The 17,659-nt window shown below is 73.2% G+C and carries 17 protein-coding genes; 8 read left to right on the top strand and 9 right to left on the bottom strand.

From position 1 onward, the window contains the following. Positions 1-29: 29 nt before the first annotated feature. The 7 genes from O7607_RS11690 to O7607_RS11660 all read right to left on the bottom strand — a co-directional run bounded on the left by O7607_RS11690 (position 30) and on the right by O7607_RS11660 (position 7,139). A complete protein-coding gene (locus O7607_RS11690; protein WP_269703102.1) occupies positions 30-653 on the bottom strand; it encodes a DedA family protein in 624 nt (207 codons plus the stop codon). A gap of 24 nt (positions 654-677) precedes the next feature. Next, entirely contained in the window at positions 678-1,937 is a 1,260-nt protein-coding gene (locus tag O7607_RS11685) for an adenylosuccinate synthetase (protein ID WP_269703100.1), read from the bottom strand. After that, positions 1,934-2,893, bottom strand: a complete 960-nt coding sequence (locus tag O7607_RS11680; RefSeq protein ID WP_269703098.1) for a hypothetical protein — start codon at positions 2,891-2,893, stop codon at positions 1,934-1,936. The genes O7607_RS11685 and O7607_RS11680 overlap by 4 nt, the downstream gene beginning before the upstream one ends. Positions 2,894-2,903: 10 nt before the next feature. Continuing rightward, on the bottom strand, positions 2,904-3,887 hold the full coding sequence (locus tag O7607_RS11675; protein WP_269703096.1) for a serine/threonine protein kinase: 984 nt from the start codon (positions 3,885-3,887) through the stop codon (positions 2,904-2,906). Next, positions 3,884-4,636, bottom strand: coding sequence for an NUDIX hydrolase (locus O7607_RS11670; RefSeq protein WP_121684963.1), 753 nt, complete (start codon positions 4,634-4,636; stop codon positions 3,884-3,886). The genes O7607_RS11675 and O7607_RS11670 overlap by 4 nt, the downstream gene beginning before the upstream one ends. An 86-nt stretch (positions 4,637-4,722) precedes the next feature. Next, complete coding sequence (locus O7607_RS11665; protein ID WP_269703093.1) at positions 4,723-5,781, bottom strand: MaoC/PaaZ C-terminal domain-containing protein; 1,059 nt, start codon at positions 5,779-5,781, stop codon at positions 4,723-4,725. Next, the gene (locus O7607_RS11660) at positions 5,781-7,139 is read right to left on the bottom strand and encodes a 3-oxoacyl-ACP reductase (protein WP_269703090.1); all 1,359 of its coding nucleotides are present in this window, start codon (positions 7,137-7,139) and stop codon (positions 5,781-5,783) included. Before O7607_RS11660 ends, O7607_RS11665 begins: the two co-directional genes overlap by 1 nt. A 55-nt stretch (positions 7,140-7,194) precedes the next feature. Here O7607_RS11660 and O7607_RS11655 point away from each other — a divergent pair, with 55 nt between their 5' ends. The 4 genes from O7607_RS11655 (at position 7,195) to purB (ending at position 11,356) form a co-directional block, all read left to right on the top strand. After that, complete coding sequence (locus O7607_RS11655) at positions 7,195-8,487, top strand: acetyl-CoA C-acetyltransferase (protein ID WP_269703088.1); 1,293 nt, start codon at positions 7,195-7,197, stop codon at positions 8,485-8,487. Positions 8,488-8,581: 94 nt separating this feature from the next. Beyond that, positions 8,582-9,097 (top strand): SigE family RNA polymerase sigma factor, encoded by a 516-nt coding sequence (locus O7607_RS11650; RefSeq protein ID WP_269703086.1) that lies wholly within the window; start codon positions 8,582-8,584, stop codon positions 9,095-9,097. After that, complete coding sequence (locus tag O7607_RS11645; protein ID WP_269703084.1) at positions 9,094-9,843, top strand: hypothetical protein; 750 nt, start codon at positions 9,094-9,096, stop codon at positions 9,841-9,843. Before O7607_RS11650 ends, O7607_RS11645 begins: the two co-directional genes overlap by 4 nt. Before the next feature lie 88 nt (positions 9,844-9,931). After that, on the top strand, positions 9,932-11,356 hold the full coding sequence (gene purB / locus O7607_RS11640; RefSeq protein WP_269703083.1) for an adenylosuccinate lyase: 1,425 nt from the start codon (positions 9,932-9,934) through the stop codon (positions 11,354-11,356). Between the two features lie 87 nt (positions 11,357-11,443). Here the strand turns inward: purB and O7607_RS11635 are convergent, their stop codons facing one another. Together O7607_RS11635 and O7607_RS11630 are read right to left on the bottom strand one after the other, a co-directional pair. Continuing rightward, positions 11,444-12,019, bottom strand: coding sequence for a YbjQ family protein (locus O7607_RS11635; protein WP_252452122.1), 576 nt, complete (start codon positions 12,017-12,019; stop codon positions 11,444-11,446). Positions 12,020-12,031: 12 nt separating this feature from the next. Continuing rightward, the gene (locus O7607_RS11630) at positions 12,032-12,715 is read right to left on the bottom strand and encodes a S1 family peptidase (protein ID WP_269703080.1); all 684 of its coding nucleotides are present in this window, start codon (positions 12,713-12,715) and stop codon (positions 12,032-12,034) included. Between the two features lie 472 nt (positions 12,716-13,187). Between O7607_RS11630 and purS the strand changes: the two genes are divergently transcribed. The 4 genes from purS to O7607_RS11610 all read left to right on the top strand — a co-directional run bounded on the left by purS (position 13,188) and on the right by O7607_RS11610 (position 17,649). Then, a complete protein-coding gene (gene purS / locus O7607_RS11625) occupies positions 13,188-13,451 on the top strand; it encodes a phosphoribosylformylglycinamidine synthase subunit PurS (RefSeq protein WP_013473439.1) in 264 nt (87 codons plus the stop codon). After that, positions 13,448-14,131 carry a phosphoribosylformylglycinamidine synthase subunit PurQ gene (gene purQ / locus O7607_RS11620; protein ID WP_018785472.1) on the top strand — a complete coding sequence of 228 codons (684 nt, stop codon included), beginning with the start codon at positions 13,448-13,450 and terminating at the stop codon, positions 14,129-14,131. The genes purS and purQ overlap by 4 nt, the downstream gene beginning before the upstream one ends. Positions 14,132-14,195: 64 nt before the next feature. Continuing rightward, positions 14,196-16,889: a phosphoribosylformylglycinamidine synthase subunit PurL gene (purL, locus tag O7607_RS11615; RefSeq protein WP_269703079.1), complete on the top strand. Its 2,694-nt coding sequence runs from the start codon at positions 14,196-14,198 to the stop codon at positions 16,887-16,889. Between the two features lie 10 nt (positions 16,890-16,899). Then, entirely contained in the window at positions 16,900-17,649 is a 750-nt protein-coding gene (locus O7607_RS11610) for a 2-phosphosulfolactate phosphatase (RefSeq protein WP_269706947.1), read from the top strand. The last annotated feature ends 10 nt before the right edge of the window (positions 17,650-17,659 follow it).

Raw genomic sequence — 17,659 nt, 5'->3', positions numbered from 1 at the left:
AACGCCTCCGGTAGTACAAGGGCCCCCTTTTAACAGTCGCGCCGGGCGGCAGCCCGCCGGCGCGCCCGCCGCCGGCCCCAGCGGACGGCCTCGAACAGGCCGGTGACCGCCAGCGAGATGGCGACGCCGGCGAGTAGCCCGGACAGCGGGTTGTGCTCGAACGCCAGGCCACCGAAGTAGCCGAGCAGCCCGCAGTAGACCCCCCAGGTGGTGCACGCCAGGCCGTCGTACAGCAGGAACGTGCGCGCCGGGTAGCGGACCGCGCCCATGGTCGGCGTGACCGCGGTCCGGCCGCCGGGGACGTACCGGGCGGTGGTCAGGATCATTCCGCCGCGCCTGTCGACGGCCCGGCGGGCCCACTCCGAGCTGGCCCGCCGCCTGCTGTCCGCCGGGAAGCGGGCCAGCCGGTGCGCGCCGCCGCCGCGCCCGATCGCGTACGAGATGTGGTCGCCCACGAGCGCGCCCACCGCGGCGGTCACGATCACCAGCACCAGGTTCGGTTCGCCGCCGGCCGCGAAGACTCCGGCGGTGATCACCACGGTCTCGCCGGGGACCGCCGGGAAGAACGCGTCGACCGCGGTGACCGCGATGATCAGCAGGTACACCCACGGCGAGGTCACCGTCTGGTGCAGCAGGTCGAGCACGTCCCCCATGCACCCATGCTCGGGGGTGCGGTGTTAAGCAGGGGCCCTTCCCATGCAAAAGGCGTTAACAAGGGGCCCTTCCTTCTCCTCGGCAGTCGGCCCGCGCGACGTGAGCACCACCGGCGCGCCCAGCGCCTCCGAGACGGCCGCCGGCCAGTCGGCCGGTGACTCGCCGAGCACCGGCCGGGCACGCAGCAGCCGCTGCGTGAGCGCCGCCTGCCGGTCCAGGTCACCGGCCGGGCCGGGGACGAGCCGGTCGATGCCCTCGTACCGGCGGCAGATCCGCAGCTCCGGACCGGCCAGGTCGAGGTGGGTGAGCGCCAGCCCGTCCACCCCACCGGCCACCTCCAGCGCGTACCGGTGGGCGACCGCGTCGAAGTGCCCGAACCGGAACCGGCCCTGCCAGGGGTTCGTCCCGTTGTGTCGGTCGGTGAACGGCAGCGCCGCGTCCTCGGTGACCAGCGGCCCGGGACCGTGCCGCGTGGTGGTGGTCCGCAGCACGCCGAGCCGCTGCGCGGTACCGGCCATGCCCGCCTCGGCGAGCAGCGTCTCGGCGTTGGCGAACGTCGTGGTGCTCCACGTCGTGTACGGGTGGAAGCCGTGCCACTCGTCCAGCAGCACCCCCTGGGCGCCCTCGAAGACGCAGGTGCCCTCGCGCAGCGCGGATGCCAGCCAGGTCCGGTCGACGATCGCGCCCCGGCGCGCGAAGGCCGCGTACGCGGGCAGGCAGTCCTGGACCGGCGGCGCGTCGAGCGGGCCCAGCTCGGCCGTGAGCCGGTCGCGCAGCGCGGTCAGCCGTTTCCGCAGCACCGCCGGGCGGCGGCAGTCGGCCACGCGGGGTGCCTCGTCGGGGTGGGCGAGGCCGTAAGCGACAGCCTCGCCCACCCCGAGCCCGCAGGAGCCGTGCCGGTCGGCTCCCCGGGCGATCTCCCGGGCGCGGTTGGCGGCCCGGTGGTACGGGGTGGCGAGCAGCGCCTCCCCGTCCACTGTCAGACGGTCGAGCGCGTCTGGCACGCCGACCGACGCGAGGTGGTCGGCCTCGGCGGCCAGCGCCAGCGGGTCCACCACCACGTGCCGCGCCAGGTGTGTCCGTACGCCCGGACGGAACGTCCCGGCGCCGAACTGGGCGAACGTGTGGTGCCTCCCGTCGCGCAGGACGACGTTGTGCGCCGCCTGCGCGCCCCCGTTGAACCGGACCACCGTGTGCACCTGCCGGGTGGCGCAGAGCAGGTCCACCACGGTGCCCTTGCCGGCGTCGCCGTAGCCGAGGTCGACCACCATCACGTGGTTCACAGCCGGGTGACCCCGCTTCCGCCGTCGGCCGGGCTGAACGGCAGCGTCGCCACCGCGCGCCGGCCCGAGCCGAGCCGGGCCAGGGCCTTCGAGACGGTACGGGTGGCGGTGGAGCCGGCCCGGTCCAGGTCGCGCAGCCCGGCGTCCAGGTCGATGGCCTGCTCGCCGAGTCCGACGGTGAGCGCGATCGTCTCGCAGACCGCGTCCAGGTCGTCCAGTTCGACGGCGTTCTGCCCGAGCAGGCCGCGCCAGAAGTCGAGCACCTTGCGGTTGCCCGCGTAGTGGCTGCCGGCGGGCAGCAGGTAGTAGGTGTCCCAGCGCGCGGTCACCTCGTCCACGATCTGCCGGACCGGCATGTCCTCGCGCAGGTCGTCGCCGATCAGCCGGGCCACCTCAGCGGTCTTCACGGCCGGGTACGCCAGTTCGTCGCCGATGATGAACAGGTAGCCGCGCCGGCCGCGCTTGTCCCAGCTGTCGGTGGCCGTGTGCCGGGCCATGAAGTACAGCGCCAGCTCGTACGACTCCATCATCTGGCCGCCACCGCCGCCCTCCAGCACGATCCGGCCGAGGTCGTCGTCCATCCGGTTGTCGGACTCGAACTGCCCGATCTGCAACGGCACCCGGTCGCACGTGGCGTCGCCGATCGCGCCGAACATGACCTGCGGGTCCTTCGCGTACCCCTGGCGCAGCAGCAGGCCGAGCAGCTGCGGCAGCTTGCTCTGCAGCACCCGGGGCACGTGTCCCATCGAGCCGGTGACGTCGAACAGCACGGCGATCGGCGTCGACTGGGGGTGCTCGGCGGAGTCGCGGCTCTCCCGCAGCGCGTCGCGCGGGTCGAGCGCCGGGTGCACCTTCCGGGCGCCGCTGTCGCTGTACGAGAACGCGCTCTTGCCGGTGCGGCGCCGGTAACGGTCGGCGGCGTCGTACACGTCGGTGGACCAGATTCCACTGCCCATGGCAGCCTCCCTACGGGTTGAGGGTGAAGGGTCGGAAGGTGCGCGGCCCGTACAGCCGGTGCAGCACCTCGTCGAGTTCGCGCAGCAGCCGCCAGGCGTCGTCGGGCCGGGTGGCGAGCGCGGTGCCCTGGCAGCCGTCGGCGAAGGCGCGCAGCTCGCGCGGCGCGCGGTCGCCCATCAGCCAGGTCATGCAGCGGGCGGCGAGCGCGATGTCGGTGCCCGGCCCGCACTGCCGCTTCGCGGCGACCTCCGGCGGGTACCAGTCCTCGTGGCCGGGCACCAGCGCCGGCACGAGCCCACCCGGCTCGGCCGAGAAGCACCAGTCGACGAGGACCAGGCCGTGCGCGTCCGGCTCGATCAGCACATGCCGGGGCAGCACCGCGCCGTGCACGACGCCGGCCCGGTGGGCCAGGCCGAGCGCCACGAGCAGCCGCCGCCACATCCAGGCCGCGTCGCGCGGGTCCAGCCCGTCCGGGTACGCGCGGCGTACGTCGTCCAGGCTGCGCAGCCCGGGTACGGTCACCAGCTCGTTGACCTGCCGTTGCACGCCTGTGGACGGGTCGCGCGCCGGGTAGGAGTCGACGAGCCGGGGCACGTACGCGAGGTGCTTGGGGTCGCCGCGCTCGGCGATCCGGCGTAACGCGCGCGCCTCGCGGGCCATCAGGTCGTTGTCGCCGGGGTGCCGGGCCACCTTGGCCAGGTGATAAGAAGGGGCCCTTCCTCTACCGGAGGCGTTAACAGGGGGCCCTTCCTTTCGTTCGTGCAGGGTGGCGACGTCGCCGGTGTACGCGGGGGCGGGAGTGCGCCACCGGGTGGTGACGGTGACGAGCGCTTCGGCCGCGGCGGCGCGTACGCCCGGGTCGGCCGCGCCCAGCCGGTCGGGGTGCAGCGCGCCGACCAGCTCGCGGTAGCGGCGGGCCGGCTCCTGCGTGCCGAACAGGTCGGCGTCGGTACGCGCGGCCGTGACCAGCCGGATCGCCTCGTCGGTCCTCACCGCACCGTCTCCTCCCGGGCGGGGCGCAGCAGCGCCGGGTGCAGCAGCCGGGCGTCTCCGGCGCGGTAGAGCTTGGCCCGGGGGCCGCCGCGCGCGCCGCCGCGTTCGGTGCTGGCGCCGGTGCTCTCCACGAAGCCGGGCACGGAGAGCACCTTGCGGTGGAAGTTGCCGGCGTGCAGCGGGTGGCCCCAGACCGTCTCGTAGACCTCGCGCAGCTCGGTGATCGTGAACTCGGGGGCGAGGAACCGGGTGGCCAGCGGCGTGTACTCCAGCTTGGAGCGGGCGCGCTCCAGCCCGTCGTCGATGATCCGGCCGTGGTCGAAGGCGAGTTGCCGGCTGGTGAGCGCGGTGACCGGCAGCCAGATCGCCTCGTCGGCGTCGGTGTCGGCGACCGGATCGGGCAGGTCGGGGGCGAACGCCAGGTGCGCGACCGAGACCACCCGCATGCGCGGATCGCGGTCCGGGGCGCCGTAGCTGCCGAGCTGTTCCAGGTGCACCCGGCGTAGCCGCTCGCCGCCGAGGCCGGTCTCCTCGGCCAGTTCGCGCCGGGCACCGGCGGACAGGTCCTCGTCCGGCTGGACGAAGCCGCCGGGCAGGGCCCAGTGCCCCGCGTAGGGCGGCGCGCCCCGGCGGATCAGGAGCAGGTGCAGCGCGCCCTCGCGGATGGTCAGGGCGACCACGTCGACGGTGACCGCGACCGCCGGATAGTCCCGGGGGTCGTATCCGGCGAGGAACTCCTGCTCGTTCACTGTTACCAACTCTCTCAGGTTGAGAACAACTCAATCTGAGAACAACTTAGCGTCGAAAAGAGGGGACGGCAAGTCCCCTCTTTCGCTCAGCGCACCGAACCGACCAGATGCGGCCTTCCGTCCCGGGCGCTGTGCAGCGCGAAGTCCCAGCCCGCACCGGTCGCCGAGGCGCTGAACGCCACAGTCGACGGCAACGGCACCGGCAGCTTGAACGACACGTCCACCGTGTACGCCTCTGGTAGCCGGGGCTCCAGCGCGGCCAGGCAGCGGGCCTTGCTCCACATGCCGTGCGCGATCGGGCGCGGGAAGCCGAACAGCCGCGCGCCCAGCTTGGACGTGTGGATCGGGTTGTGGTCGCCGGAGACGCGGGCGTAGTCCGTACCGACCCGGGGCGTCACCCGCCATCGGGCCGAGGCGGCGGGCGGCGCGGGGCGGTCACCCCGGTCGCGCCGCGGGCCGCCGCCGGACGCGCGCTCCTTCCCGAGGTACGTGGACACGCCGCGCCACACCTCCTCGCCGCCGATCGTTCCGACCAGCACCACGTCGAGCTGGCGGCCCCGCTCGTGCGGGCGCAGGTTCTCCGCGTACGTGTGGAAGTCGACGCTCTCGCCGGCCTCGACCGGACGGTGCACGGTGATCCGGTTGGCCACGTGCACCACGCCGGTGAGCGGGATGGGAAAGCCCGGACCCGTCATCAGCCGCAGCGACAGCGGGAATCCGAGCACGTGCAGGTACGTGGCCGGCAGCCGGTCGGTCAGCCGGAACCCGCACACCCGGTCGTAGTCCGCCAGATGCCGCTGATCCACGGCGACTCCCGAGACGGCCAGTTCGACCGCCGGCACGTCCGCCCCGCGCCGCCCCCCAACCCCAGGCACCACCCCAAGTAGCGCCCGCCGATACAACGCCGAACTCGCAGGCAGCCCGTCCAACTCCACCCGCCGCCGTCCCGCCACCCCTTCACCCCGTCGATCATGAGGTTGGCTGCCTTGTGGATCTCCAGACGTGCCGTCAACTTCATGATCGACGGAGGCCGGGCGGGTGCGGGACTGGGCGAGGGCGGCGGCCCGGGCTGCCGTGAGGTCGCGGGTGGGGCCCTCGATCAGGTCGTGCAGGGTCAGGTCGTCGTCCTCGTGGTCCTTCGGCATCACGCCCCCAGGAGGCTCTGGCCGCAGACCCGGACCACGTTGCCGCTGACCGCGCCGCTCGCCGGCCAGGAGAGCCACCCGATCGTCTCGGCCACGTCCACCGGCAGGCCGCCCTGGGCCATGCTGTTCATCCGGCGTCCCGCCTCGCGGATGGTCAGCGGGATACGCGCGGTCAGTCGGGTCTCGATGAAGCCCGGCGCCACGGCGTTCAGGCTGATCCCGCGCTCGCGCAGCACCGGGGAGAGCGAGTCGACCAGGCCGATCACGCCGGCCTTGCTGGTCGCGTAGTTGGTCTGCCCCCGGTTGCCGGCGATCCCGGCGATCGACGAGACCGACACGATCCGGCCGCCGGCCGGGATCAGGTCGCGTTCCAGCAGCACGTCGTTGATGCGCTCCTGGCTGGACAGGTTCACGTCGATCACCGAGTCCCACCGGTCGGCGTCCATCCGGCCCAGCGTCTTGTCCCGGGTGATGCCCGCGTTGTGCACCACCACGTCGACCCGCCCGTGCCGGGACGCCAGGTGCTCCGCCAGCCGGGTCGGCGCATCCGGCGCGGTCAGGTCGAGCTGCACCGCGCTGCCGCCGATGTCGTTGGCGACGGCGGCCAGCTCGTCCCCGGCCGCCGGGATGTCCAGCGCCACCACCTGGGCACCGTCGCGCGCCAGCACCTTCGCCAGCGCCGCGCCGATGCCCCGGGCCGCGCCGGTCACCAGCACCACCTGCCCGTCGAGCGGCCGGTCCCAGTCGGCCGGCGCGACGGCGGTGCCGGCGCCGACCCGGATCACCTGGCCCGAGACGTACGCGGACCGGCCGGAGAGCAGGAACCGGAGCGTGGACTCCAGGCTCACCGGGGTGCCGGCGTCACCCTCGCGTGTCACGTAGACCAGCTGGGCGGTCACGCCCCGGCCGAACTCCTTGCCGATGCTGCGGGTCAGGCCCTCCAGCGCACGCTGGGCGGTAGCCTCCCGGGGGGAGCCGCACTCGGCCGGCGGCGTGCCCAGCACGATCACCCGGCCGCTCGGCAGCAGCGAACGGGCCTGCGGGTGGAAGAAGTCGTAGAGCTGGCGCAGCCCGGCGGAGTCGGTGATGCCGCTGGCGTCGTACACCAGGGCCGCGAAGCGGCGGTCGGCGTCGTGGGCGGCGACCGGATCGGCCGGCTCGACCCCGGCGGCGGTCAGGATCTTCCCGGCCGGCTCGGCGATCCGGCCACCGGCCGAGGAGCCGAGCAGGACCGGCCCGGGAACGAGCGGGTCACCCGGCGTGTGTCGGCGCAGTCGGGGCGGGTCGGGCAGCCCGAGGCGCTTGACCAGCGCGCGACCGGCCCCCGTCTGGACGAAGCTCGCGTACCTGTCGGTCATAGGCGTAGCCTACTGGCGAGTAGGGTTCGGGCAACAGTTTCGAGGGAGGCCGATCGTGCAGAGTGTCCGGCGGGTCGCGGTCATCGGGGGCAATCGCATCCCCTTCGCCCGGTCCAACTCGCGCTACGCGCAGGCGTCGAACGCGGACATGCTCGGTGCGGCGCTCGACGGGCTGGTCGCCCGGTTCGGGCTGGCCGGCGAGCGGGTCGGCGAGGTGGTGGCCGGCGCGGTGCTCAAGCACTCCCGCGACTTCAACCTCACCCGTGAGGTGGTGCTCGGCTCCCGGCTCGACCCGCACACCCCCGCGTACGACATCCAGCAGGCCTGCGGCACCGGGCTGGAAGCGGCCATCCTGGTCGCCAACAAGATCGCCCTCGGGCAGATCGAGGTCGGCATCGCCGGTGGCGTCGACACCACCTCGGACGCGCCGCTCGCCGTCAACGAGGACATGCGGCGCACGCTGCTCCAGCTCAACTCGGCCCGTACGCTCGGCGAACGGCTCAAGATCGCGGCGAAGCTGCGCCCGCACCAGCCGTTCAAGCCGGACATCCCGCGCAACGCCGAACCGCGTACCGGGCTGTCCATGGGTGAGCACGCGGCCCGCACCGCGCTGCGCTGGAACGTCGACCGGACCGCGCAGGACGAACTGGCGCTGCGTTCGCACCAGCGGCTCGCCGCCGCGTACGACAAGGGGTTCTTCGACGACCTGATGACCCCCTACCTGGGGCTGACCCGGGACCAGAACCTGCGGCCGGACACCAGCCTGGAGAAGCTCGGCTCGCTCAAGCCGGTCTTCGGCGCCTCCGGTGCGGACGCCGAGCGGGCCACCATGACCGCCGGCAACTCCTCGCCGCTCACCGACGGCGCGTCGACGGTGCTGCTCGCCTCCGAGGAGTGGGCCAAGGCGCACAACCTGCCGGTGCTGGCCTGGTTCTCCTGGTCCGAGGCCGCCGCCGTCGACTTCGTGCACGGCGACGAGGGCCTGCTGATGGCCCCCGCGTACGCCGTGCCCCGGATGCTGGCCCGCGCCGGGCTGAGCCTCCAGGACTTCGACTTCTACGAGATCCACGAGGCGTTCGCCTCGCAGGTGCTGGCCACGCTCGCCGCCTGGGAGTCGCCGGAGTTCTGCAAGGAGCGCCTCGGCCTGGACGCCCCGCTCGGCTCGATCGACAGGGACAAGCTCAACGTCAACGGCTCGTCGCTGGCGGCCGGGCACCCCTTCGCCGCCACCGGCGGCCGGATCGTCGCCACGCTCGCCAAGCTGCTCGACCAGAAGGGGAGCGGGCGCGGCCTGATCTCCATCTGCGCCGCAGGCGGGCAGGGCGTGACCGCGATCCTGGAGCGCTGACGACGGCGTCCCGCCCGGTTCTCCACCGGGCGGGCAACCCGCCTGCCGGCCCGTTCCGTCCCCTGGGCATGAGGCGAACGAGGAGCGGCGCCCCGTGACCGGGCGTGACGAGGAGTTCCGCGACTACGTGACCGCCCGGCTGGAGCCGCTGCGCCGCACGGCGTACCTGCTCTGCCGGGACTGGCACACGGCGGACGACCTGGTGTCGATCACGCTGGGCAAGCTCTACCGCAACTGGCGGCGGGCGCTCGGCGCGAACAACATCGACGCGTACGTCCGGGGGATGCTCACCAACGCGTGGCTGGACGAGCGGCGCCGCCCGTGGCGGCGGGAGCACAGCACCGACGAGGTGCCGGACCGGGCGGACCTGGCGGCCGGGGAGCCGTCGGTCGGTGAGCGGGAGATGCTGCTGGACCTGCTGGGCCGGCTCGCGCCGCGGCGACGGGCGGTGGTGGTGCTCCGGTTCTACTGCGACCTGTCCGTCGAGGAGACCGCGCAGATCCTGGGCGTCAGCACCGGCACCGTGAAGAGCCAGGCCGCCCGCGCGCTGGAGACGTTGCGGCTGCTCGCCTCGCACCATTCGGCAGTGGAGAGCGGGAGGCAGCGATGACGTACCGGCAGATCTTCGACGCGGCGATCGGGGACGCGCCGCCGACGGCGGTGGACGTGGACGCCCTGGTGGCGCGGGAGGGCCGGCGTCGCCGGCGTCGGGTGGGCGCGTACGCCTCGGCGACAGCGGTGCTGGCACTGGCGCTCGGCGTCGGCGTGGTCGTGCAGCCGGGGGCGTCCGGCGGCCCGGCGCCCACCCTCCCGGTCGCGTCGGCCTCCGCCTCCGCCCGATCCGAGCCGGAGCGCCTGCAAGCGGCGATCCTGACCGCGTTCCACCGGGAGGCGCCGGACCTGCGGTGGGTGCAGGGCGGGTCGACCGCCGACCGCGAGACCTGGGACGGCCCGGTCACCGACACGCCGCCGTGGACGGTGAAGCCGTTCCAGTGGGAGTCCATGACCGGCTGGTTCGCGGTGGGTGTCGCCGCTCGGGGCGAGGTCCGGTCGTATCTGACCATCAACGTGGGCAGGATGCGCCCCGGCCACACGAGCCCGGGCGACTGCACCCCCGGCCAGGTCACGTGCCGGTCCTTCACCGGCCCCGCGGGTGAGCTCGTGGTGGCGCACGACACGGAGGGCAGGAACCTGGCAGGGCCGGTGACCAAGCGCACGGTCCTGCGTAGCGTGACCGTCGAGCGGGCCGACGGCACCAACGTGTCGGTGCAGACGGTCTCGTCCACCGACCGGCACCTGATGACCGTCGAGGAGATGGCCGCGGTCGCGCTCGACCCGGAGATCCGGCTGGGCTGACGGCGTGTCCCGGTCCGGCCCGCCCACAGGCCGGACCGGGTACCGGCGTCGCCGGGGCCGGCCCGGGCCTCATGAAAGACTGAGGTACGTGACGACGATCCCGAACGTGCTCGCCAACCGGTACGCCTCGCCCGAACTGGTCGCCCTCTGGTCGCCGGAGGAGAAGGTCCGGATGGAGCGCCGGCTCTGGCTGGCGGTGCTCAAGGCCCAGCGTGACCTCGGCGTGCCGGTGCCGGACGGGGTCGTCGAGGCGTACGAGCGGGTGGTCGACCAGGTCGACCTGGCCTCGATCGCGGCGCGCGAGCGGGTCACCCGGCACGACGTGAAGGCCCGGATCGAGGAGTTCAGCGCGCTCGCCGGGCACGAGCACGTGCACAAGGGGATGACCTCCCGCGACCTCACCGAGAACGTCGAGCAGCTCCAGATCCGGGCCTCGCTGGAGCTGATCCGGGACCGGGTGGTCGCCACGCTGGCCCGGCTGGGATGGCACGCGGGCGAGTACTCCGCGCTGGTGATGACCGGCCGGTCGCACAACGTCGCGGCGCAGGCCACCACGCTGGGCAAGCGCTTCGCGTCGGCGGCGGAGGAACTGCTCATCGCGTACGAGCGGCTGGAGGACCTGATCGGCCGCTACCCGCTGCGCGGGATCAAGGGGCCGGTGGGCACCGCCGCCGACCAGCTCGACCTGTTCGACGGCGACGCCGGCAAGGTGGCCGAGCTGGAGCAGCGGGTGGCCGGGCACCTGGGCTTCCGCCGGGTGCTGGACAGCGTGGGCCAGGTCTACCCGCGCTCGCTGGACTTCGACGTGCTCTCCGCGCTGGCCCAGGTGGCCGCCGCGCCGTCGTCGCTGGCGACCACGATCCGGCTCATGGTGGGCCAGGAACTGGTCACCGAGGGCTTCAAGCCGGGCCAGGTCGGTTCCAGCGCGATGCCGCACAAGATGAACACGCGCTCGTCGGAGCGGGTGAACGGCTTCGCGGTGATCATCCGGGGTTACCTGTCGATGGTCGGCGAGCTGGCCGGTGACCAGTGGAACGAGGGTGACGTCTCCTGCTCGGTGGTGCGCCGGGTCGCGCTGCCCGATGCGTTCTTCGCCGCCGACGGGCTGTTCCAGACGTTCCTCACCGTGCTGGACGAGTTCGGCCCGTACCCGGCGGTGATCAACCGGGAGCTGGAGCGCTTCCTGCCGTTCCTCGCCACCACGAAGATCCTCGTGGCCGCCGTGCGCCGGGGTGTCGGCCGGGAGGTCGCGCACGAGGTGATCAAGGAGCACGCGGTCGCCGTGGCGCTCGCCATGCGGGAGAAGGGCGCGGCCGAGAACGACCTGTTCGACCGCTTGGCCGCCGACGGCCGGCTGGGCCTCACCCGGGCCGAGATCGACACCCTGGTCGCGGACCGCAACGCCTTCGTCGGCGCCGCCACGGACCAGGTCACCCGCGTAACCGCCAGAATCACCAAGGTCGTGGAAACCCACCCCCAGGCCGCCACCTACTCCCCGCCCCCCATCCTCTGACCTTTTACCTGGTCGATCATGAGGTTGGCGGCACTCAGGGAGATCGTTCCTGCCGTCAACCTCATGATCGACCGTTGAACGGGCCGGTCAGGGGCCGGTGGGGGTCTCGGCCGCGGAACTCAGGTTGGGGGCGCTGGCCGGTTCGGCGATGCCGCCTGGGGCGGAGGCGATCTCCGGGTCGTGGGCGGTCTCGGCCGCGATCGCCGGCTGGTCCGGCGGCATGACATCAGGCATCTTCGGCGCGACGATCACCGCGGTGCCGTACGCGCAGATCTCCATCCACATCTCGCCGCAGTCCCGGCTGTCGAAGCGCATGCCGATCACCGCGTTCGCGCCCAGGCGGCGCGCCTCCTCGCCGAGGCGGGCCACCGAGTCGGTACGCCACCGCGTCAGGTTGTCCGGCGCCAACGGGTCGTAGGCGCCACCGCGCAGGTTCTTGACCCCCTCGCGGTACGGGTTTCGGGTCCTCGCCATCGAGGAGACCACTTCGCCGAGGATCTGGCGGATCTCGTAGCCGGGCAGTTGATCCGTCGTCACGACCAGCACGCTTCCGATGCTGTCAGTCCCCGGCCGGGTGGTTCGCGAGCCGTGTTCAGCTGATCGGATGCTGAAAAACGGCGCGGCGCGGACGGCCGGGCCACACCCGGCCGATCCGCGCCGCATCGGCATCAACCGTCAGACACCGGCCGTCGAGGTGATCCAGGACCGGTTGTACGCAACACTGCCGTAGTTCTGGATGCTCTGGCCGTCGGCGGTGGAGGCGACACCGACCTGCCGGCCGTTGTAGAACTGCGGGCCGCCCGAGTCGCCCCGCCACGCGTTGCCGTTGACCCGGGTGCTCCGGATCGCCTGGCCGCCGTACGCGTCGGTGACGCTGGTGCTGGTCACCCGTACGCTGGCGGTCTTGAGCTGCGACGAAGCGCTGCACCCGCTGTAGCAGGTCATGCCCCAGCCGTAGATGGTGTTCGTGGAGCCGACCGGCGGGTTGCTGGTGGCCAGCGACACGGCGGAGGTGCTGACCGTGCTGGACAGGCGCAGCAGGGCCAGGTCGTAGCGGGTGTAGGAGGCACTCACGGTGCGGGTCACGCCGCCCGAGGCGCGGTAGACGCTGCCGACCCGGACGGACATGGTGCCACTGACGCAGTGCCGGGCGGTGAGCACCCACTGGGGTGCGATGACGCTGCCGGAGCAGGTGAACGAGCCGTTGCTGAAGACGGCGGCGGCCCACGGCGCGGACGAGACGGTGCCGCCGCCGATGATCGGCTGGGGGCCGGCTGGCGCGGCGGTGGCGCCGGAGGCGGCGACCAGGACGCCGGCCAGCGCGGTGGTCAGCACGGCGAGCAGGGGACGGAGGCGCATGTCGGGGCTCCTTCTGCGCGGACGCCCGGGGGTTGCCGGGCAGGGGGTGACACCCGCCGGCTTGGGGTGGGCCGGCGAGGGACATCGATCTAACTCATCGACATCTGACGATGCATGCTACGACCGCGACACCCTCTGTCACAAGGTGCGGATCGAATCGCGCCGATGGCGTGACGCGCGCCGCGTACCGCCCGGGTGTGCTGTCGGATACCGGTCCAAGGTGGGGTGTTTCACGGCAGAATGCCTGGTAGGAGGTGGTGCCGAGGGGCGTCCACAAGCGCGGAGCGCAACGAATTCGCATCGACGCCGCAACGAACGGGCAACGGTGCCCGTCCGGTCCCGCCGGTGGGGCCGATCGGTGCCGGAACTGCCCCCGGCCGGTGCGGGCCGGGCGGTATCTGCCAGGTAGGCTGGCTGCGCTCGCCCGATTGTTGGGCCGGCACCCAACTGCGTACACAGTCAGGAGTGCCCAGTGCCTCGCGTCGTAGTCGACGTCATGCTCAAGCCCGAGATCCTCGATCCGCAGGGCCAGGCCGTCGCAAACGCGCTGCCTCGCCTCGGCGTCAGTGACGTCGCCTCGGTTCGGATCGGCAGGCGGATCGAGATCGAGTTCACCGGCGAACCGGACCTGGACCGGGCCCGGGAGATCGCCGACAAGCTGCTGGCCAACCCGGTCATCGAGGACTTCACCGTCCGCGTGGTCACCGCCGACGAGACCGCGGGCGCGCAGTCGTGACCGCCCGGGTCGGTGTGGTCACCTTCCCCGGCTCGCTCGACGACGGGGACGCGGCCCGGGCCGTACGGATCGCCGGCGCCGAGGCGGTCCGGCTCTGGCACGGCGACCCGGACCTGCACGGGGTGGACGCGGTCGTCCTGCCCGGCGGCTTCTCCTACGGCGACTACCTGCGCTGCGGCGCCATCGCCCGGTTCGCCCCGGTGATGGAGACGATCGTCCAGGCCGCGCGCGGTGGCCTGCCGGTCCTCGGCATCTGCAACGGCTTCCAGATCCTCTGCGAGGCGCACCTGCTGCCCGGCGCGCTCACCCGCAACCAGCACCTGCACTTCCGCAACCGGGACCAGGTCCTGCGGATCGAGAGCACCGGCACCGCCTGGACGAACGCGTTCCAGCCGGGCCAGGAGGTGCTCATCCCGGTCAAGAACGGCGAGGGTTGCTACGTCGCCGACCCCGCGACGCTCGATCGGCTGGAGGGCGAGGGCCGCGTCGTCGCCCGCTACGTCGGCGGCAACCCCAACGGATCGCAGCGCGACATCGCGGCGATCACCAACGAGGCCGGCAACGTCGTCGGCATCATGCCGCACCCCGAGCACGCGGTGGAGGCGCTCACCGGCCCCTCCCTGGACGGCCTCGGCTTCTTCACCTCGGTGCTCAAGCATCTGGTGGGAGCGCCGGCGTGATGGTGGCCGGGAACAACGGTCGGCTCACCCGCCGCACCGGCGGCGAGCGCAGCAAGGAGACGTCATGACCACCCATCCGGACCCGGCCCTGCGCGAAGCGCAGGGCGTGGTGCCGCAGGCCGGCCCGACCGACGACTGGGCGCTGGGCGTGGACACCGTTCCCCGGGCCGCCGACACCCCGGAGGAGCTTCAGCCGTACGCCGAGCTGGGCCTCCGCGACGACGAGTACGACCGGATCCGGCACATCCTCGGCCGCCGGCCCACCCAGGCCGAGCTGGCCATGTACTCGATCATGTGGAGCGAGCACTGCTCCTACAAGTCGAGCAAGGTGCACCTGCGCCAGTTCGGCGAGAAGGCACCGCCGAGCGACCGGCTGCTCGCCGGCATCGGAGAGAACGCCGGCGTGGTTCAGGTCTCCGACGAGCTGGCGGTGACCTTCAAGGTCGAGTCGCACAACCACCCGAGCTTCGTCGAGCCGTACCAGGGTGCGGCGACCGGCGTCGGCGGCATCGTCCGCGACATCCTCGCCATGGGCGCCCGCCCGGTCGCCGTGATGGACCCGCTGCGCTTCGGCGCGGCCGACCACCCGGACACCGCCCGCGTCCTGCCCGGCGTGGTCGCCGGTGTCGGCGGCTACGGCAACTGCCTGGGCCTGCCCAACATCGGCGGCGAGGTCGTCTTCGACCCTTGCTACCAGGGCAACCCGCTGGTGAACGCGCTCTGCCTGGGCGTGCTGCCGGTCGACCGGCTGCAGAAGAAGGACGCCACCGGCCCCGGCAACATCGTGGTGCTGATGGGCGCCAAGACCGGCCGCGACGGCATCGGCGGCGTGTCCGTGCTGGCGAGCGCCACCTTCGACGAGGGCAGCGAGCAGCGCCGCCCGTCCGTGCAGGTGGGCGACCCCTTCATGGAGAAGCTGCTCATCGAGGCGTGCCTGGAGCTGTACGACGCCGAACTGGTCGTCGGCATCCAGGACCTCGGCGGCGCCGGCCTGACCTGCGCCCTCACCGAGACCGCCGCCTCCGCCGGCACCGGCATGCGGGTGTGGCTGGAGCGGGTGCCGCTGCGCGAGCCGTCGATGGAGCCGCACGAGATCCTGGCCAGCGAGTCCCAGGAGCGGATGCTGCTCGTCGTCTCGCCGGACAAGCTCGACGCGGTGCTCAAGACCGCCGAGAAGTGGGGCGTCTGGGCCACCGCCATCGGCGAGGTCACCGCGCCGTCGCCGGACGGCCAGCCGGGCCGCCTGGTCGTCACCTGGCGCGATCAGCTCGTGGTGGACGTGCCGCCGGGCTCGCTCGTCGACGACGGTCCGGTGTACGCCCGGCCGATGCGTGAGCCGGCCGACCTGATCCTGCTCCAGGCCGACCGCGCCGAGACGCTGCCCCGGCCGAGCACCCCGGAGGCGCTCCGGGAGACCGTGCTGCGCATGATCGCGTCGCCGAACCTGGCCGACAAGACCTGGGTCACCGAGCAGTACGACAGGTACGTGCTCGGCAACACCGTCCTCGCCCAGCCGGAGGACTCCGGCGTGATCCGGATCGACGAGCGCAGCGGCCTCGGTGTCGCGCTCTCCGTCGACGGCAACGGCCGGTACGCCCGCCTCGACCCCTACCACGGGACGAAGCTGGCGCTGGCCGAGGCGTACCGGAACGTGGCGGTGACCGGCGCGAAGCCGATCGCGGTGACCAACTGCCTGAACTTCGGCTCGCCGGAGGACCCGGGCGTGATGTGGCAGTTCGCCGAGGCCGTGCGCGGCCTGGCGGACGGCTGCCTGGAGCTGGGCATCCCGGTGACCGGCGGCAACGTCAGCTTCTACAACCAGACCGGTGCCGCGGCCATCCACCCGACCCCTGTGGTCGGTGTGCTGGGCGTGCTCGACGACGTCGCCGACCGCGTGCCGATGGGCTTCGTACCGCGCCCGGCCGGCGACCACGACCAGCTGTTCCTGCTGGGCGAGACGCACGTCGAGCTGTCCGGCTCGGAGTGGGCCTGGGTGACGCACGAGCACCTGGGCGGCATCCCGCCGCAGGTCGACCTGGCCCGCGAGCGGCAGCTCGCCGAGCTGCTGGCCGAGGCGGCCCGGGTCGGGCACCTCAGCTCCGCGCACGACCTGTCCGACGGCGGTCTGGCGCAGAGCCTGGTCGAGTCGGCCCTGCGCCGAGGCGTGGGCGCCCGGGTCGTGGTGCCGGAGCACTTCGCCGGTGGCTCGATGCCGTTCGTCTTCCTGTTCAGCGAGTCCGCCGGCCGCGTGCTGGTGTCGGTGCCGCGTGGCCACGAGAAGGCGTTCACCGCCCTCTGCGGCGAGCGCGGCGTGCCGTGGGAGTTCATCGGCGTCACCGACCCGGCCTCCGGCGCGCTCGAGGTGCACGGCCAGTTCCGGATCGGCCTGGACGAGCTGCGCGAGGCGCACACCGGTACGCTCCCTCGCCTGTTCGGCGCCGCCGAGGCGGCCCGGGTGGAGGTGGCGGCGACCCGTACCGGGACCACCACTGTGCTTCCGGCCACGGCCGAGCAGCCGGTCGGGGTGGACCCGGCCGCTGTCGACGCCGAGCCGATCGCCAAGGCCGGTCGGGACACCCCGCCGGCCGACGCCGAGGCGTCCGCGCCCGCTGTCGAGGCGGCCTCCGACGCGCCGGACGAGGCCGCGCAGGCCGACGCGACGCCGACCGTCGACGAAGCCCCGGCCCAGGACGAGTCGGCGCCTGCCGACGGGTCCGACGGTCCGGCTTCCGGTGAGCCGGCACCGGGCCAGCGCTGAGGCGCTCGCCTTGGCCGTCTTCACCCAACCCGGCGCCGGTGCCCGGTTCGACTGGGGGCTGACCGGGGCGGCGGAACTCGGCCGGGTCTGCGCCGCACTGGTGGTGGTGGACGTGCTGTCGTTCACCACCGCCGTGGAGGTGGCGGTGAGCCGCGGCATGCGGGTCCACCCGTTCCCGTGGGGTGAGCAGGCCGCCGACTACGCCCGCCGGGTGGGGGCCGTGGCCGCTGTGGGCCGCCGGAAGACGACCGCGGAGCACCCGTGGTCGCTCTCCCCGGCGGCGCTGCGGACCGCGCCGGTCGTCGCCGACCTGGTGCTGCCCTCTCCGAACGGTTCGGCGATCAGCGCCGCCGCGAGCGCCACCGGCGTGCCGGTGGTCGCGGCGTGCCTGCGTAACGCACCCGCCGTCGGGCGCTGGCTGCGCGCCGAGGGGTACGGCTCGAAGGACGCCCCGGTGGGTGTGGTGGCGGCCGGTGAGCGCTGGCCCGACGGGTCACTGCGGCCGTGCGTGGAGGACCAGCTCGGGGCGGCCTGCGTGCTCGACGCGCTGGCCGGGGTGCCCGGCGGGCTCTCGGTGGAGGCCGCGATGGCGCTCGCCGCGCTGGCGAGCACGCCGGACGTGCCGGCGGCGGTCCGGGGATGTGTCTCCGGACGGGAACTCGTCGAGGGCGGCTTCGCCGAGGACGTCGCGGTCGCGACCGAGGTGGGCGTCTCCGACGTGGTGCCGGTGCTCCGCCAGGGCTACTTCGCCCCCGCCTGATTCCCCCTGC

Source organism: Micromonospora sp. WMMA1949, assembly GCF_027460145.1.
In the GTDB taxonomy this organism is placed as follows: Bacteria; Actinomycetota; Actinomycetes; order Mycobacteriales; family Micromonosporaceae; genus Micromonospora.
The sequence above is the reverse complement of the archived record's forward strand: the minus strand, read 5'-3'. Positions and strand labels throughout refer to the sequence as shown.

Excerpts from the sequence above, each read along its gene's own strand:
- O7607_RS11630 (WP_269703080.1), bottom strand. The coding sequence starts at position 12,715 with ATGCGCCTCCGTCCCCTGCTCGCCGTGCTGACCACCGCGCTGGCCGGC.
- O7607_RS11635 (WP_252452122.1), bottom strand. The coding sequence starts at position 12,019 with ATGCGGCGCGGATCGGCCGGGTGTGGCCCGGCCGTCCGCGCCGCGCCG.
- O7607_RS11690 (WP_269703102.1), bottom strand. The coding sequence starts at position 653 with ATGGGGGACGTGCTCGACCTGCTGCACCAGACGGTGACCTCGCCGTGG.
- purL (WP_269703079.1), top strand. The coding sequence starts at position 14,196 with ATGACCACCCATCCGGACCCGGCCCTGCGCGAAGCGCAGGGCGTGGTG.
- O7607_RS11660 (WP_269703090.1), bottom strand. The coding sequence starts at position 7,139 with ATGACCGACAGGTACGCGAGCTTCGTCCAGACGGGGGCCGGTCGCGCG.
- O7607_RS11645 (WP_269703084.1), top strand. The coding sequence starts at position 9,094 with ATGACGTACCGGCAGATCTTCGACGCGGCGATCGGGGACGCGCCGCCG.
- O7607_RS11665 (WP_269703093.1), bottom strand. The coding sequence starts at position 5,781 with ATGCCGAAGGACCACGAGGACGACGACCTGACCCTGCACGACCTGATC.
- O7607_RS11680 (WP_269703098.1), bottom strand. The coding sequence starts at position 2,893 with ATGGGCAGTGGAATCTGGTCCACCGACGTGTACGACGCCGCCGACCGT.